Source organism: Microbacterium testaceum (assembly GCF_006539145.1).
GTDB classification, from domain to species: domain Bacteria; phylum Actinomycetota; class Actinomycetes; order Actinomycetales; family Microbacteriaceae; genus Microbacterium; species Microbacterium testaceum.
The window spans coordinates 42,791-57,729 of record NZ_BJML01000006.1 but is presented as its reverse complement, the minus strand read 5'-3'; the positions used below and the strand labels follow the sequence as shown (position 1 = coordinate 57,729).

Sequence of the window (14,939 nt, the reverse complement as noted above, 5' to 3'; positions counted from 1 at the left end):
AGCTATGCACGATCACGCGCCCTCCGGCGGCATCCGGGATGCCGGCAACAGGCGCCTGCTCGCGACGGCCCTGGCGCTGACCGCCACGGTGATGGTGGTGCAGATCGTCGGAGCCATCCTCACGGGCTCGCTCGCGCTCCTCGCCGACGCCGCGCACATGTTCACCGACGCCGCGGCGCTGGTGGTCGCACTCATCGCCACCGCGATCGCCGCACGGCCCGCCGATGATCGGCGCACCTTCGGGTACCAGCGCGCAGAGGTGCTCGGCGCTCTCGCGAACGGCGTGATCCTGATCGTGCTGTGCGCGTGGGTCGGTGTCGAAGCGGTGCAGCGCCTGCTCACCCCGGCCGAGGCGGAGGTGCAGGGCGGGCTGATGCTCGTCGTCGCCACCGTCGGCATGATCGCCAACGCCGTGTCGATGTTCCTGCTGTCACGCGCGCAGAAGCGCAGCATCAACGTGCGTGGCGCGTACCTCGAGGTGCTGGGAGATCTCATCGGATCGGTCGCGGTGATCGTCGCGGCCCTCGTCATCGTGACGACGGGGTTCACGCAGGCGGATGCCATCGCCTCTCTGCTGATCGCGATACTCATCGTTCCGCGGGCCATCGGCCTGCTGCGCGAGGTCGTCGTGGTGCTGACGGAGTCGGCCCCGGTCGGGGTGCACGTGGCCGAGATCCGGGAACATCTGCGCGAGGCCGACGGGGTGGTCGACGTGCATGACGTGCACGTGTGGCAGCTCACTCGCGGCGCCCCGGTCTTCAGCGCCCACGTGATCGTCGACGATGCCGCGCTCGCCGACGGCCGTGCCGCCGCGATCCTCGGCTCGCTCCAGACGTGCCTCGCCGATCATTTCGATGTCGCACACTCGACGTTCCAACTCGAGCCCGCGGGGCACGTGGAGCACGATTCGCGTCACGCGTGAGCGCGGTCGGATAGCCTTCGGGCACAGGCACCCGCATCCCCGGAAGGTTCCGTATGTTCTCCTCTCTCGTGATCGACCATTGGCTGCCGGGCTCGGCGAGCTCCCTCTCGGACGACGAGGCGGTCGTCGTCGTCGATCCGAAACTGCCCGAGAATCGGTCTGTGTCGATCCTGCGCACCGGTGAGGGCGCGGTCATCGTGTCGGTGAGCCCGGAGCGGGCGGCGCAGGTCGGTGTCTCCGACGGGGAAAGGCTCTCGGCGGACGACGTCCTGCAGCGTATCGACGCGGCGGGAATCTCCCTGAACGACCCCGACCACCTCTTCTACCTTCCGATGGAGGAGCACGCGAACGTCACCGCTCCCGAGCCGGAGTCGAGCACGCGTCGACTGACGGCCGACGACACGGACGCCTTCGCCGCTCTCGCCGCAGCAGCACCCGAAGACGACCTCGACGAGGCTTTCGTCGAGCTCGACCACTGGCTGGTGTTCGGCACGTTCGTCGACGGCACGCTGGCGGCGGCGGCGAGCATGTATCCCTGGACGGGCACGCGACTCGCCGACCTCGGCGTCATCACGTTGCCGGAATTCCGTGGGCGCGGACTGGCGCGAGCGACGGTGCTGGCGATGGCTGCCGACGCGCTGGAGCGCGGGTACGAACCCCAGTACCGGTGCCAGCTCGACAACGCGCCGTCGGTGGCTCTCGCGCTGGCATCCGGATTCCGCCGTTTCGGCGAATGGATCGTCGTCGACGACTGAACGGTCCAGGTCTCACGAGGATCAGTTCTCGTGCACGACCTCGGCGGGCGACTTGTCCGGACGGAGCCCGCGCCACCGCGCCTGTCGGAGGATCCCGCCGGGGGTGAACTCCGCGAACTCGACCTCCGCCACGAGGGTGGGCTGCACCCACAGGGCGTCGCGCGCATCGGCGGCCGGCACACCGATGAACGGGTTCGTGTCGGCGTGCAGCGGCTCGAGCACCTCGGTCAGCCGGGCCAGGGTCCGCTCGCCGAATCCCGAGCCCACCCGGCCCGCGTACTGCAGCCCGCGCTCCGTGGGTATCCCCACCAGCAGGGAGCCGATCGAGCCCTCGCGGTTGCCCTTGCCCGGTCGGATCCCGCCGATCACGACCTCCTGCGTCCGCGAATGCTTCACCTTGAGCCATTGCTCCGATCGCACGCCACGACGATAGATCGAGCCCGGGTCTTTCACCACGATCCCTTCGAGGCCGAAACGACCGCTCGTCGAGACCGCGGCATCCACGTCGTCGAACACGGGAGGAACGACGACCGGGCCGCCGGCTTCCTCGGCCAGCGTCTCGAGCATCCCGCGCCGTTCGAACAGGGGGAGCGATGCCACATCGCGCCCTCCCACGGACAGCACATCGAACAGGTACAGGTGAACGGGGGTGCGCTCGGCCTCGTGAGCGATCTCGCGCGGCTTCGCGAGGTTCATCCGCTTCTGCAGGAGAGGGAAGCTCGGTCGACCCTGCTCGTCGAGGGCGACGATCTCGCCGTCGAACACCGCGGGGGTGCGCCCGAGCCCCAGGTGGACGCTCGTGAGCTCGGGGTAGGCCGCGGTCAGATCGACGCCGTTGCGGGAGCGCAACTGCAATCGTTCTCCATCCCAGATCCCCATACCCCGGATGCCATCCCACTTCATCTCCACCCAGGGTGTGCCGCCCCAGCGTTCGGCGGCGGCGCGGGCCATACCGGCGGTCGCGGAACGGGCGAGCATCGGCGTGAGTTCGGCGGCGGTCGGCGGGGCAGCGGGGGCCGAGGAGATCGCGACCTCGGGGCTGGTGGAACGGTGATCCCGGGGCACGACGGGCGCTCCGTCGCTCTGCGGGCGGCCATCGGCATCCGTCTTCATCCGGTGCAGCAACCACTGCGACTTCTCGCCCCGCCCCTCGGTGCGGATGAGCGCGAGCCGCACGCGACCGAGGGGGCCGTCGCCGCGGCCCTCGAGGGTCGCGATCACCTCGTCGTCGCGCCACTTCTCGAGTTCGTAGGTGCCGGTGTCCCAGACGGTCATGGTGCCCGCGCCGTACTCTCCGCGGGGGATCTCTCCGGCGAAATCGAGGTACGGCAGGGGGTGATCCTCGGTCATGACGGCGAGACTGTTCTTCGCGGTGGTCGAGGGCACGCCCTTCGGCACGGCCCAGCTGACGAGCACGCCGTCGCGTTCGAGCCGGAGGTCCCAGTGCAGACGTGAGGCGTGGTGCTCTTGGATGACGAAGCGGGCAAGTCCCTCGCGAGCGGGAGTGCCATGCGGATTCTCGGGCACGGGCTCGGGAGTCTTCCCGGCGGTGCGCTTGGCGAGGTACGCGCGCAGCGGTCCGTGCGTCGCGTCGACGGGAGCCAGCGGGTCGTCGGGACGCTCGAGAACCTCGGTGAACAACAGGTGGCGGAGGTGCGGGTCGTCGAGTTCTGCCCAGGTGCGCGGGGCGGCGACGTAGGGGTGAGGGCGGCCGCGGAGCGAGTAGGGCGCGATCGTCGTCTTCGCGCCGTTGTTCTGACTCCAGTCGATGAACACTTTCCCCGGGCGCGCAGCTCTCGACATCTGACTGACGACGAGGTCGGGATGGTCGGCCTCGATCGCGCGCGCGAGCTCCCTCGCGACGGCGCTGGCCGCGTCGCTGGACTGTCGTCCGTCGAGGCGCGCGTAGAGGTGGATCCCTTTGCTTCCGCTGGTGACCGGGAGGGGGTCGAGGCCGATGTCCTGCAGGATCGCTCGGGCCCACCGCGCCACCTCGGCGCACTCGACGAGACCGACCCCGGGCCCCGGATCGAGGTCGAGCACGAGACGGTCTGGGTTCTGCCGTTCGCCGTCGCCCGAGAAGCGCCACTGCGGCACGTGCAGCTCCAGACTCGCGACCTGTGCGAGGTAGACGAGGGTCGGCAGGTCGTCGACGAGGGGGTAGTCCTTCGCGCCCGAGGAATGATCGATCGAGAGGCGGCGCACCCAGGCCGGAGCGCCCGGCTCGAGAGCCTTGGCGAAGAACGGTTCGCCCGGGCTGGCATCCGTTCCCACTCCGTCGGGCCAGCGTTTGCGGGTCACCGGGCGGTCGGCGACGTGAGGGAGCAGCAGGGGAGCGACCCGCGAGTAGTAGTCGATCACCTCGCCCTTGGTGGTGCCGGTCTCGGGGTAGAGCACCTTGTCGAGGTTCGACAGGCGCAGGCGGCGACCGCCGATGCGCACCGTCTGCTCCGTCATCGCCCCAGCGTAGAGCGAGGACGGTGGCGCGTGCCCAGGGGGTTGCGAGCACGCGGTGCGGGTTCCGGTGGACAGGGGCGAGTCCGGGGTAGAGCGGTGGGGGCCTGCCGCATGGGTGTGGCCGGCGTGGGACGGGCGCGCACCCGGTCCGCAAGGGTCTCGGCATTCGCGCCCCATCCGGTGTTCACTGGTCGCATGCGATCGATCTGGAAGGGCGCCCTGACCTTCGGCCTCGTCAACGTGCCCGTGAAGGTGTACTCCGCCACCGAAGACCACGACGTCTCGCTGCACCAGGTGCACAACAAGGACGGCGGGCGGATCCGTTACCAGCGGATCTGCGAGGTCGACGGCGAAGTGGTGCCCTACCAGGACATCGACAAGGCCTACGACGACGGCGAGCAGACGGTCGTGCTGACCAAGGACGACCTGGCGTCGCTGCCCAGCGAGCGCAGTCGCGAGATCGAGGTCGTCGAGTTCGTGCCGAGCGACCAGGTCGACCTGCTGACGCTCGACAAGGCGTACTACCTCGAGCCCGACTCCTCGTCGCCCAAGGCTTATGTCCTGCTGCGCAAGACACTGGAGCAGACCGACCGCACCGCGATCGTCCGCTTCTCGCTCCGGCAGAAGACCCGGCTCGCGGCCTTACGCGTGCGCGGCGACGTGCTCGTGCTGCAGACGTTGCTGTGGGCCGACGAGGTGCGCGAGGCGGCGTTCCCGTCGCTGGACGAGAGCGTGCGGATCTCGGCGAAGGAGCTCGAGATGTCGGCATCGCTCGTCGACAGCTTCTCGAAGGACTTCGACCCCGAGGAGTTCACCGACGAGTACCAGTCGGAGTTGCGTACCCTCATCGACGCGAAGCTCGAGCAGGGCGACGCGATCGACACCGACGCGACCTTCGGCAAGAAGGAAGAAGAAGACGGCGGCGAGGTCATCGATCTGATGGAGGCCCTTCGCGCGAGCGTCGAGCGCAGTCGCGCGGCCCGATCGGGCGGCGCGGACACCGGCAAGACCGACGAGAAAGGCAAGGCCGCCGACACGAAGCCGGCGGCCAAGAAGAAGAACGCGAAGGCGTCTTAGCGCGTCGGCTGGTCGCCGTCTTCGAGGGTCTTCGCATCGAGGGTGAGCGATTCGGCCTCGGCGGGGGTGACGGCACCCTCGCGCTTGGCGGCGGCGCGCTCGCGGAAGTAGTGGATCGCGATGAAGATCGCCGTGCCGGCGACGGCGGCGAGCAGGATCACGTCGATGTACTCGGTGACAATGTCGCGGATGAAGGGGATGTAGCCGACCAGGTAGCCGATCATCGTGAGGCCGATGCCCCAGATAACCGCGCCGATGAAGTTGTACAGCGAGTACTTCTTCCACGGCATGTGGCCGACACCCGCGGCGATCGGCGCGAAGGTGCGCACGACCGGAACGAAGCGGGCGAGGATGACGGTCAGGCCACCGAAGCGCTCGAAGAAGGCGTTCGTGCGCTCGACGTTCTTCTTGCTGAACAGTCCAGACTCTTTGCGTTCGAAGATCGACGGACCGGCCTTGTGGCCGATGAAGTACCCGACCTCGCCGCCGACGAACGCCGCGAAACCGATCGCGAGGGCGACCCACCAGGCGTTGAGCCCGAACACGCCGTTCGGGGCGGCGTCGGTCGAGTGCGACAGCAGGCCCGCCATGATCAGCAGGGTGTCGCCCGGCAGCAGGAAGCCGATGAGCAGACCGGTCTCGGCGAAGATGATGAAGCATACGACGAGCAGCGCCCACGGCTGCGAGTTGGTGATGATCGTCGCGGGGTCGAGCCACGGGAGCAACGAGCTGGTGGTGTGGATCACATCGGTCCCGTCGGGTCGGAAGGTCGGTGCTGGAGGTGGCGGTCACCGTGCGGAAGGGGGGACTTGAACCCCCACGCCCGAAGGCACAGGAACCTAAATCCTGCGTGTCTACCGATTTCACCACTCCCGCGAGTGTGCTCATTCTAAGCGGGCGCAGCGCTCCGACGTTGTGAAGCCGCCGTCAAACGCCGCGCTCGTCCCGCGCGCCGCGACACGCCCAAGGAATGTCTCGGGCCGTTTCGACGCTGGATCCTCGCATGAAGGCGATCACGTACTCCCAGCCCGGTGACTCCTCCGTCCTCTCGCTCGAGGACAGACCGCTGCCCGAGCCCGCCGCGGGCGAGGTGCGCGTGCGCCTCACCGTGTCGGGCGTGAACCCCACCGACTGGAAGGCCCGCGCGACGACCGGGCGCCCGCTGCCCTTCGACGAGGTCACCCCGAACCAGGACGGGGCGGGAGTGGTGGATGCCATCGGCGCCGGCGTGGACACGCTGTCGGTCGGTCAGCGGGTGTGGGTGTACCTCGCCGCCCACCAGCGTCCGTTCGGCACGGCGGCGCAGTACACCGTCCTTCCCGCTTCGCGCGCGGTACCCCTGCCCGACAGCGCGTCGTTCGAGCTCGGCGCCAGCCTCGGAGTCCCCGCGATGACCGCGCATCGCGCCCTGACCGTGCACGAGGACGGACCCTCGCGTCTGGCCCCCGGTGCGCTCGCCGGTCGCACCGTGCTCGTGCAGGGCGGTGCCGGGGCCGTCGGTCACGCCGCGATCCAGCTCGCCGCGTGGGCCGGAGCCACGGTCATCGCCACCGTGAGCAGTGATGAGAAGGAGGCCCTGGCTCGCGCGGCCGGCGCCCACCACGTGCTGCAGTACCCGAGCGAGACGCTGGCCGACGGCATCCGGGAGCTCGCCCCGAACGGCGTCGAGCACATCGTCGAGGTCGCCATCGCCGACAACGCCGGCCTCGACGTCGAGGTGGTCGCCAACCACGGAACGATCGGCTACTACGCCGACAACGGCGGGGCCGACTTCACGGCCCGCGTGCGCGAGAGCTTCGCGAAGAACGTGCGCTGGCAGGGCCTGCTGCTGTACACGGTGGGGGAGCGGGCGCTGCTCGCCGCCGCCGAAGACGTCGCCGCCGCCGTCGCCGACGGAGCGCTCCCGGTCGGGGAGGACGCCGGGCTCCCGCTCACGTGGTTCGTGCTGGACGACACTGCCGCGGCGCACGACGCCGTCGAGCAGGGTGCGCTGGGCAAGGTCCTGATCCGCGTCGCGGAGTAAGTGCGCCCTCCCGCGTGAGGGTCTGAATCTGTCGCCGTGGGGTGCCCGAAGCGACAGGAAGTGGCCCCTCACGCGGGTGTGGTGCGGTCAGCGGGAGCGCGGCACGTATCGGGGCACCCACCGGATGAAGCCCGCGGCGCCGAGCACCGCGACCAGACCCATCGCGCCGACACCGACCGACAGGGACGCGACGGCCGTCAAGGCCGAGACGATCAACGGGGCCACCGCGCCACCGGCATCCGTCAGGGTCCGCCATGATCCGAGGAACGCCGCGGGGTCGGTCGGAGGCGCCACATCGGCGCCGAGAGTGAGCAGGATGCCGCTGGACAGGCCGTTGCCGACGCCCAGAACCGCCGCGAACATCGCGTACCACATGGCCGCCGAAGACAGCTCGTGCGTGAACGACAGGGCGAAGAAGCCCGCGCCCATGAGGACCATGGCGGGAAGGGCCGCCCACAGGCGACCGAAGCGGTCCATGACCTGGCCGCTCGCGTAGAAGAGGGCGAAGTCGATCGCCCCCGAGACACCCACGACCACGGCGATCGTGCCGGCATCCAGTCCGAGGGAGACACCCCACAGGGGCAGGACCACCTGGCGTGCCGAGCGAACGGCCGACAGCGACGAGGCGGCGAGGCCCAGGCGCGCGAGCACGCCGCGGTACCGCCACATCGTGCGGAACACCCCGACCCGCTCAACGGTGGGGATCGCTCCGGTGACGGGTTCGCCCGTGTCTTCCGCGTCGCGCGAGTCGCCCGCTCCGCGGCCGGTGGGCGAGCCCGCGCCCACGGGGACGGCCTTCTCGGGATCCGGGCCGAAGAACACGAGCAGGATCGTCGCGACCTGGCAGACCGCGAAGAAGACGATGGACGCCGTCTCGGAGCCGAAGATCGCCAAGAGGGCCGCCGAGATGAACGGGCCGACGAACATGCCCAGGCGGAACGTGCCGCCCAGGAGTGACAGAGCGCGAGCGCGGAAGGTCAGGGGAACGCGCGTGGTCATGAACGAGTGACGCGCGAGGGCGAACGAGGCCGCGCAGAAGCCGATGAGGAACACCGCGGCGGTGAAGAACGCCAGCGACTGCGCGAAGACGATGCCGAGGAGTCCGGCGAGCACGATGATGCCGGCGACCCCCATCGTCAGGCGCTCGCCGAAGCGGGCGACGGCCCATCCGGCGGGGATGTTCCCGCACAGCTGACCGACCACGAGAGCGGCCGCCACGAGCGCGGCCAGGGCGACGTCGGCGCCGAGGCGGTTCGCGATCACGGGGATGAGGGGGATCACGGCGCCCTCGCCCAGGGCGAAGAGAAGGGTGGGGCCGTAGATCATCGGTGCGAAGCGCACCAGCACGTTCCGGGGAGAGTCGGCTGTCACTGTCTCCACGATAGGCTTGATCTCAAATGCTCGAACTCGATTTGACCGCCGACATCCAGGCGCTGCGCTCGACCTTCGCCGATATCCAGGCCGTGGTCGACGTCGACGCACTCAAAGCCGACATCGAACGCCTCAGCGACGAGGCCGGTGCCCCCGACCTCTGGGACGACGTCGAGAACGCTCAGAAGGTCACCAGCCGCCTCAGCCACCGCCAAGCGGAGCTCAAGCGCGTCTCGGAGATCGAGCAGCGTCTCGACGACCTCGAGGTGCTGGTCGGGCTCGCGATCGAGATGGAGGACGAGGAGTCGGCCGACGAGGCTCGTCGCGAACTCGCCTCGCTGAAAGATGTGATCGGCCAGCTCGAGGTGCAGACGCTCCTCGACGGCGAATACGACCCGCGCTCCGCGGTCGTCACGATCCGCTCCGGCGCCGGCGGCGACGACGCCACCGACTTCGCCGAGATGCTGCTGCGCATGTACCTGCGCTGGGCCGAGCGCCACAAGTACCCCGTCAAGGTCATGGATACGTCCTACGCCGAAGGCGCCGGCATCAAGTCGGCCACCTTCGAGGTCGACGTTCCCTACGCCTACGGCACGCTGTCGGTCGAAGCAGGGACGCACCGTCTCGCGCGCATCAGCCCCTTCGGCGGCGCCGACAAGCGTCAGACGAGCTTCGCCGCGGTCGAGGTCATCCCCGTGATGGAAGAGGCCGTCGAAGTCGAGGTCCCCGAGGGCGACATCCGTGTCGACGTGTTCCGCTCGTCCGGTCCCGGCGGCCAGTCGGTCAACACGACCGACTCCGCCGTGCGCATCACGCACCTGCCCACGGGCCTCGTCGTCTCGATGCAGAACGAGAAATCGCAGATCCAGAACCGCGCGGCCGCCATGCGCGTGCTCCAGACGCGACTGCTCCTGCTCAAGCGCGAAGAAGAGGCCGCGAAGAAGAAAGAACTCGCCGGCACGATCACGGCGAGCTGGGGCGACCAGATGCGCTCGTACTTCCTCTACGGTCAGCAGCTCGTGAAAGACCTGCGCACCGGTTACGAGGTCGGAAACCCCGCGGTGGTCTTCGACGGCGACCTCGACGGATTGATCGCGGCCGGCATCCGCTGGCGCAAGCGCAAGGACGACGACTGAGCGCTCTCCACGAGTGACAAGAGCCCTGTGGATGCCGCTGAACCGGCATCCATAGGGCTCTCTCGGTTTCGCGACACGGCGCGTCCTCTCCGCGTGCTCGGTGCCCGCGCTTAGGCTCATCGAGCCATGATCCGGTTCGAGAACGTCACCAAGCGGTATCGCGGCACCGCGAAGCCCGCCCTGAACGCCGTCGACTTCGAAGTGCAGCGCGGGGAGTTCGTCTTCCTCGTCGGCGCGTCGGGCTCCGGCAAGTCGTCGTGCCTGCAGCTCATCCTGCGCGCCGAGACTCCCAGCGACGGCCGCGTCGTCGTGCTCGGTCGCGACCTGCGCACGCTGTCGAACCGCAAGGTTCCCTACTTCCGCCGTCACATCGGTTCGGTGTTCCAGGATTTCCGCCTGCTGCCGAACAAGACGGTGCATCAGAACGTCGCCTTCACCCTGCAGGTGACCGGCGCCTCGCGCGGGTTCATCCAGCAGGCCGTGCCCGAGGTGCTGGCGCTCGTCGGCCTCGACGGCAAAGAGAAGCGGCTGCCGCACGAGCTGTCGGGTGGGGAGCAGCAGCGCGTGGCGATCGCCCGCGCGCTCGTCAACCGTCCGCAGGTGCTGCTCGCCGATGAGCCGACCGGAAACCTTGACCCCGGTACGTCGATCGACATCATGCGCCTTCTCGCGCGCATCAACGCCGGTGGGACGACCGTCGTCATGGCCACCCACGAGGCCGGGTTCGTCGACCAGATGCAGCGTCGCGTGATCGAGCTCAGCGGCGGCGAGATGGTGCGTGACGAGCGTCACGGCGGCTACGGCGACACGTCGAGCCTCCCGCGCCTGGCGCCCGAGGTCGAGCGCGGTGCGGCCGCGGTCGCGGCCCTCACGGCCGTCCTCGAGGTGCAGCGCGAGGTCACCGGGCTCACGGGCCCGGTCGAACCGTTGACGAAGCCGGGTGTCGATGCTCCGCCCGCCGCGCCACGGTCGGATGCGCCGGTTGCTTCCGCTGCTCCCGTGGCATCCGAGGTTCCCGCCGAAGACTCCGAGCCCGAGGCGTCTGCAGCCGAGCCGCGCGAGCCCGGCACGAACACACGCTCCATCCCGGTCACCCGCCCCGACGTCGATGCTCTCGGTCTCGCCGACCGGCTCGGCCTGGGCGAGAAGAAAGACCGCAACGACGAAGTGGGACCCACGTCATGAGATTCGGGCTCATCCTGTCGGAGGCGTTCACCGGTCTCCGCCGCAACGCGTCGATGGTGATCTCGGTCATCCTCGTCACCTTCGTGTCGCTGACCTTCGTCGGCGCCGCGATGCTCATGCAGATGCAGATCGGCAAGATGCAGTCGTACTGGGCCGACCGCGCCCAGGTGGCGGTGTTCATGTGCGCGGCTTCATCGAATGCTCCGACCTGCGTGGCCGGGGAGCCGGCGACCCAGGACCAGATCGACGCCGTCAAGGCGACGCTCGATGGTCAGGCGCTCGCACCGCTGATCCGCGACTACACGTTCCAGACCAGCGACCAGGTCTTCGAGAACGCGAAGCAGCAGCTTCCCGACGACATCGCCGGCGTCGTGACCGCGGACCAGTTCAACGCGACCTTCAGCATCAACCTCGTGGATCAGAGCCAGTCCGACGTGATCGCCGAGGCCTTCAGCGGGCAGAACGGGGTCGAGGCTGTCACCGATCAGCTGCAATACCTCGAACCCCTGTTCCAGGCGCTGACCGTCGCCACCTACGTCGCGGTCGGAATCGCCGGGCTCATGCTGATCGCCGCCGTGCTGCTGATCGCCACGACCATCCGTCTGTCGGCGTTCGCGAGACGCAAGGAGCTCGGGATCATGCGCCTGGTGGGCGCGTCCAACCGGTTCATCCAGACACCGTTCATCGTCGAGGGCGTGCTGGCGGCCCTCATCGGGTCGGCACTCGCGAGCGTGGCGGTATGGGCGATCGTCGGCGTCGGCGTGAACCAGTACCTGAGAGACCGGATCGCCTTCATCACCTCGTGGGTGGATTTCGCGGATGTCGCGATCGTGATCCCGCTTCTCATCGTCATCGGCATCGTGCTCGCGGCGCTGAGTGCCAGCTTCGCCATCCGGCGCTGGCTGCGGGCCTGACATCTCGCGGTGTCGCGCTTGGCCGCCATCCGGTGTGGGTAGACTGTAAGGCTCTGTGTGCCCATGATCATGAGGAGGTGGCACCATGCCTCGTGAGCAGGGTGAGAAGCTCATCGCGTCGAACAAGAAGGCGCGCCACGACTACGCCATTGAAAAGACGTACGAAGCCGGATTGGTGCTCACGGGCACCGAGGTGAAGTCGCTGCGTCAGGGGCGCGCGAACCTCACCGACGGCTACGCCTACATCGACGGCGGTCAGGCCTTCCTCGATGCCGTGCACATTCCGGAGTACTCGCAGGGGCACTGGACGAACCACTCGGCCAAGCGCACGCGCAAGCTGCTGCTGCACAAAGAAGAGATCATCAAGCTCTCCCACGCCGTATCGGCGGGCGGTTACACCCTCGTTCCGCTGCGGCTGTACTTCCTCGATGGGCGCGCCAAGGTCGAGATCGCGGTCGCCAAGGGCAAGCGCGAGTTCGAGAAGCGTCAGACGATCCGCGAGCGCGAAGACAAGCGCGAAGCCGAACGTGCGATGCGGACGAAGAACCGGCTGGGCGACTAGCCCGCTTCGACGCCCCGGCGTCACTCCGCTCGGAAACGCCCCTCCACGACCGAGGTGACCACGATCTCGGGAGGCTGCAGGCTGAACGACGGTCCGCCGGCGGACGCGGCCATCATGCGTGCGCCCAGCGGTGCCGGAGTCTCGGGGTGGGCGGCGAGCAAGCCGGCATCCGCGATCTCGACGGCGGAGACGGATGCCAGCCCGAGAGCGTCCGCATACGCGGTCGCGCGTTCCACGGCCACGTGGACGGCGTCGGCGGCCACCTCGCGCTCGACACGGGCGCGGGTGGTGGGGGACAGGCGCCACTCCACCGCGGTGACCTGAACGTCATCGGACTCCGCGACGTCGCCGAGCCACCAGGACAGGGCTCCGGCATCGGTGAAGGTGGCGGACAGTTCCACGGCCGCATGGTGGACGAGGGGGAGTTGCGCGCCCTCGTTGTTCCAGGGGCGATCGGACCAGACCGACACGCGGGCGCTCGACCACTCGGACACCTCACCGGAGCGGAGATGCGCGACCAAGCCGTCCTGAACGCTCGCCGCGCGCTCCTGCGCCCGTTCGACGACCGGACCGCGAGCCGGTCCGTCGGTCGAGACCGTGACCCGGACGGCGGCCTCTTCAGCGCGGACGCGGGCGTTGCTCTCGCCCCGGACGGTGATGACGACGTCGCTCATGCGGTGAGCCTACGGGACGCGGGCGGGACGGCGGAGGACGACCGCCCGTGCCGAAAGGTGCTCGTCAGGCCGCAGGAGCGATGTAGGCGAGATCCTCGCGGGTCACCGCCCAGCGGACGTCGGTTCCGGTGAATGAATACGTCTCGCCCCAGCCGTCATCGTCCGCCCAGCCGCCGTCGCCGGGGCGGGTGGCCCACTGCGTTGCGCCCGTGCTTTCGATGCGCTGGAACCCCGCCTCGGCGAGATACTTCTGCGCGGACTGCGCGGCAGCCTCGTCGATCGGCGCCCACGCGAGGTCGAGCACGTTGTCGGTCGCGACCTCGGGCCCCGCACCGAAGCGGCAGCTCAGCTGGCCCGTGGGAGCTCCGCTGGGGAAGACGTCGAAGGGGCTGTGCCCGATCTGCTGGCCGACCATGTTCCACCCCACCCACCCGTTATCGGCGACCATCTGCCGGAACTCCGGCGTGATCGCCTCGTCGCATGACGTGAAGACAGGGGGCGCGGCGTCGGGGGTGCTGCGGGGTTCGGCAGCCGGGCTCGCAGACGGAGCACTCGAAACGGGGGATGCCGCGGGCGCCGACGTCTCTGCGGCAGGCGTGTTCGCCGCCGAGCATGCCGAGAGGCTGAGGACACCCGTCACGATGAGGACGACGGGGAGGAGAGGGCGGTTGGCCATGACGCTCACGCTAGCGAGAGCGAACAGCGCGGAATGGCGGTTTCCGCCGTCGTCATTGAATCGTTGTGCACGGGGCAGGAATCATCGTGCGCTGTGAAGCGTTGTAGACTGTGACGCTCGGGTGCTTACGGCTCCCGAGGTGGTAACTCAACAGCGTGACGATGGTCGCTCCTTCACGGAGTTCCCGGGGCTGATCGGTTTCGACAGCGCCTGCGAACCCGCGAAAAGCGGGCCGAGGATGTGGGGTTATCTCGTAAACGCTCCCTGCAAAACAATAAGTGCCAATGCTAAGCGCACTGACTTCGCCCTCGCTGCGTAAGCGAGCCCGATAGTCCGTCAGACCGTGTGTGACCCCGCCACGGAATCTGGCGTCATTTAGGGGTCTTGCTGTGTGACGGCGTCTGGACGTCACGCGGGACTTTTCCCAGGCTGGGCTTGTCGACTTAGGTGTCTGTGACAAAGGTCGGAGCCGAGCAGAACGTCTGCACAGACTGCGCCCGGAGAAAACGCGGAGACCCAGCGTTGGACGGGGGTTCGATTCCCCCCAGCTCCACGAACCATCGTCACGTGAGAAAGCCCCCATCTTCGCCCGTTTCGGCGGGGGTGGGGGCTTTCTTGGTTCCGGGATCAGCCCGCGGAGCGCGTGTGGATGTCGCTCTCGCCGGCAACGCCGTTCAGCTCCAGGTAGATGCGCCCCTCGGTGCGCGTCAGAGTCGCGGTGTTGCGTCGCTCGATGGCATCCGCGAGCTTCTCGACGAAGCCGGGCTCGAAGCTGTGCAAGAGCACCTCCTCGGCGCGGTGGATGCGCTTTCCCGCCCACGGGGCGGCGACCTTGTCGGGATCGCGGTGCGTGTAGATCGCGACGCGCTCGGCCTTCATGCTGCCGGTGTGCAGGCGCGCGGCATCCGGAGCCCCGACCTCGACCCACGCCACCAGGGCGCCCGTGAGGTCGCGGATCATCACGGCCGGCTCGTCGGTCGCGGCGACGCCCTCGCTGAAGCCGATGCCCTCCTCGTACTCGAGGCAGTAGGCGAGCACGCGCGTCAGCATGTACGGAGCGGTCTCCGACGGGTGCCGAGCGACGCGTAACGCCAGCTCGTCGTAGACGCCGCGATCGACGTCGGAGAGCTGCACGGTGAACTGGTGAATGGTCGAGCCGATAGCCACGAGGGTCGAGCCTACGTTGT

The 14,939-nt window shown here is 68.7% G+C and carries 14 protein-coding genes, 1 tRNA gene and 1 other RNA gene; 9 read left to right on the top strand and 7 right to left on the bottom strand.

Annotation, left to right across the window (positions count from 1 at the left end):
• Positions 1 to 4: 4 nt before the first annotated feature.
• Positions 5 to 922 carry a cation diffusion facilitator family transporter gene (locus tag MTE01_RS10040; protein ID WP_141377270.1) on the top strand — a complete coding sequence of 306 codons (918 nt, stop codon included), beginning with the start codon at positions 5 to 7 and terminating at the stop codon, positions 920 to 922.
• Positions 923 to 975: 53 nt separating this feature from the next.
• Positions 976 to 1,677: a GNAT family N-acetyltransferase gene (locus MTE01_RS10035; protein WP_141377267.1), complete on the top strand. Its 702-nt coding sequence runs from the start codon at positions 976 to 978 to the stop codon at positions 1,675 to 1,677.
• A gap of 21 nt (positions 1,678 to 1,698) precedes the next feature.
• Here MTE01_RS10035 and MTE01_RS10030 read toward each other — a convergent pair whose 3' ends face one another.
• Positions 1,699 to 4,134, bottom strand: a complete 2,436-nt coding sequence (locus MTE01_RS10030) for an ATP-dependent DNA ligase (RefSeq protein ID WP_141377265.1) — start codon at positions 4,132 to 4,134, stop codon at positions 1,699 to 1,701.
• 195 nt (positions 4,135 to 4,329) lie between these two features.
• Between MTE01_RS10030 and ku the strand changes: the two genes are divergently transcribed.
• The gene (gene ku, locus MTE01_RS10025) at positions 4,330 to 5,211 is read left to right on the top strand and encodes a non-homologous end joining protein Ku (protein WP_141377263.1); all 882 of its coding nucleotides are present in this window, start codon (positions 4,330 to 4,332) and stop codon (positions 5,209 to 5,211) included.
• Here the strand turns inward: ku and MTE01_RS10020 are convergent.
• Positions 5,208 to 5,957 (bottom strand): DedA family protein, encoded by a 750-nt coding sequence (locus MTE01_RS10020; protein WP_103208746.1) that lies wholly within the window; start codon positions 5,955 to 5,957, stop codon positions 5,208 to 5,210. The two genes, ku and MTE01_RS10020, sit on opposite strands and share 4 nt — an antisense overlap.
• 48 nt (positions 5,958 to 6,005) lie before the next feature.
• Positions 6,006 to 6,087: transfer RNA gene (locus MTE01_RS10015), tRNA-Leu, on the bottom strand.
• A gap of 127 nt (positions 6,088 to 6,214) precedes the next feature.
• Between MTE01_RS10015 and MTE01_RS10010 the strand changes: the two genes are divergently transcribed.
• Positions 6,215 to 7,234, top strand: coding sequence for an NADPH:quinone reductase (locus MTE01_RS10010; RefSeq protein ID WP_141377261.1), 1,020 nt, complete (start codon positions 6,215 to 6,217; stop codon positions 7,232 to 7,234).
• Positions 7,235 to 7,321: 87 nt separating this feature from the next.
• On the opposite strand, the gene MTE01_RS10005 is transcribed toward MTE01_RS10010, so the two are convergent.
• Positions 7,322 to 8,560, bottom strand: coding sequence for an MFS transporter (locus MTE01_RS10005; protein WP_170210683.1), 1,239 nt, complete (start codon positions 8,558 to 8,560; stop codon positions 7,322 to 7,324).
• A gap of 71 nt (positions 8,561 to 8,631) precedes the next feature.
• On the opposite strand from MTE01_RS10005, the gene prfB reads away from it, so the two are divergent.
• The 4 genes from prfB (at position 8,632) to smpB (ending at position 12,402) form a co-directional block, all read left to right on the top strand.
• A complete protein-coding gene (gene prfB, locus MTE01_RS10000; protein ID WP_103208752.1) occupies positions 8,632 to 9,741 on the top strand; it encodes a peptide chain release factor 2 in 1,110 nt (369 codons plus the stop codon).
• 126 nt (positions 9,742 to 9,867) lie between these two features.
• The gene (gene ftsE / locus MTE01_RS09995; protein WP_141377259.1) at positions 9,868 to 10,926 is read left to right on the top strand and encodes a cell division ATP-binding protein FtsE; all 1,059 of its coding nucleotides are present in this window, start codon (positions 9,868 to 9,870) and stop codon (positions 10,924 to 10,926) included.
• Positions 10,923 to 11,840 carry a permease-like cell division protein FtsX gene (gene ftsX / locus MTE01_RS09990; RefSeq protein WP_103208757.1) on the top strand — a complete coding sequence of 306 codons (918 nt, stop codon included), beginning with the start codon at positions 10,923 to 10,925 and terminating at the stop codon, positions 11,838 to 11,840. Before ftsE ends, ftsX begins: the two co-directional genes overlap by 4 nt.
• An 85-nt stretch (positions 11,841 to 11,925) precedes the next feature.
• A complete protein-coding gene (gene smpB / locus MTE01_RS09985) occupies positions 11,926 to 12,402 on the top strand; it encodes an SsrA-binding protein SmpB (RefSeq protein ID WP_094734236.1) in 477 nt (158 codons plus the stop codon).
• A 20-nt stretch (positions 12,403 to 12,422) separates the two neighbouring features.
• Here smpB and MTE01_RS09980 read toward each other — a convergent pair whose 3' ends face one another.
• On the bottom strand, positions 12,423 to 13,076 hold the full coding sequence (locus MTE01_RS09980) for an SIMPL domain-containing protein (protein WP_141377257.1): 654 nt from the start codon (positions 13,074 to 13,076) through the stop codon (positions 12,423 to 12,425).
• Between the two features lie 64 nt (positions 13,077 to 13,140).
• Entirely contained in the window at positions 13,141 to 13,752 is a 612-nt protein-coding gene (locus MTE01_RS09975) for a hypothetical protein (RefSeq protein WP_141377255.1), read from the bottom strand.
• Positions 13,753 to 13,938: 186 nt separating this feature from the next.
• Here MTE01_RS09975 and ssrA point away from each other — a divergent pair.
• Positions 13,939 to 14,308, top strand: a transfer-messenger RNA (tmRNA) gene (gene ssrA, locus MTE01_RS09970).
• A 71-nt stretch (positions 14,309 to 14,379) separates the two neighbouring features.
• On the opposite strand, the gene MTE01_RS09965 is transcribed toward ssrA, so the two are convergent.
• Positions 14,380 to 14,919 (bottom strand): YaeQ family protein, encoded by a 540-nt coding sequence (locus tag MTE01_RS09965; protein ID WP_103208762.1) that lies wholly within the window; start codon positions 14,917 to 14,919, stop codon positions 14,380 to 14,382.
• Positions 14,920 to 14,939: the final 20 nt, after the last annotated feature.

Bases quoted from the DNA above. Each gene is read 5' to 3' on its own strand.
- MTE01_RS10040 (WP_141377270.1), top strand. From the start codon at position 5: ATGCACGATCACGCGCCCTCCGGCGGCATCCGGGATGCCGGCAACAGG.
- MTE01_RS10035 (WP_141377267.1), top strand. From the start codon at position 976: ATGTTCTCCTCTCTCGTGATCGACCATTGGCTGCCGGGCTCGGCGAGC.
- MTE01_RS10030 (WP_141377265.1), bottom strand. From the start codon at position 4,134: ATGACGGAGCAGACGGTGCGCATCGGCGGTCGCCGCCTGCGCCTGTCG.
- ku (WP_141377263.1), top strand. From the start codon at position 4,330: ATGCGATCGATCTGGAAGGGCGCCCTGACCTTCGGCCTCGTCAACGTG.
- MTE01_RS10010 (WP_141377261.1), top strand. From the start codon at position 6,215: ATGAAGGCGATCACGTACTCCCAGCCCGGTGACTCCTCCGTCCTCTCG.
- MTE01_RS10005 (WP_170210683.1), bottom strand. From the start codon at position 8,560: ATGATCTACGGCCCCACCCTTCTCTTCGCCCTGGGCGAGGGCGCCGTG.
- prfB (WP_103208752.1), top strand. From the start codon at position 8,632: ATGCTCGAACTCGATTTGACCGCCGACATCCAGGCGCTGCGCTCGACC.
- ftsE (WP_141377259.1), top strand. From the start codon at position 9,868: ATGATCCGGTTCGAGAACGTCACCAAGCGGTATCGCGGCACCGCGAAG.
- ftsX (WP_103208757.1), top strand. From the start codon at position 10,923: ATGAGATTCGGGCTCATCCTGTCGGAGGCGTTCACCGGTCTCCGCCGC.
- smpB (WP_094734236.1), top strand. From the start codon at position 11,926: ATGCCTCGTGAGCAGGGTGAGAAGCTCATCGCGTCGAACAAGAAGGCG.
- MTE01_RS09980 (WP_141377257.1), bottom strand. From the start codon at position 13,076: ATGAGCGACGTCGTCATCACCGTCCGGGGCGAGAGCAACGCCCGCGTC.
- MTE01_RS09975 (WP_141377255.1), bottom strand. From the start codon at position 13,752: ATGGCCAACCGCCCTCTCCTCCCCGTCGTCCTCATCGTGACGGGTGTC.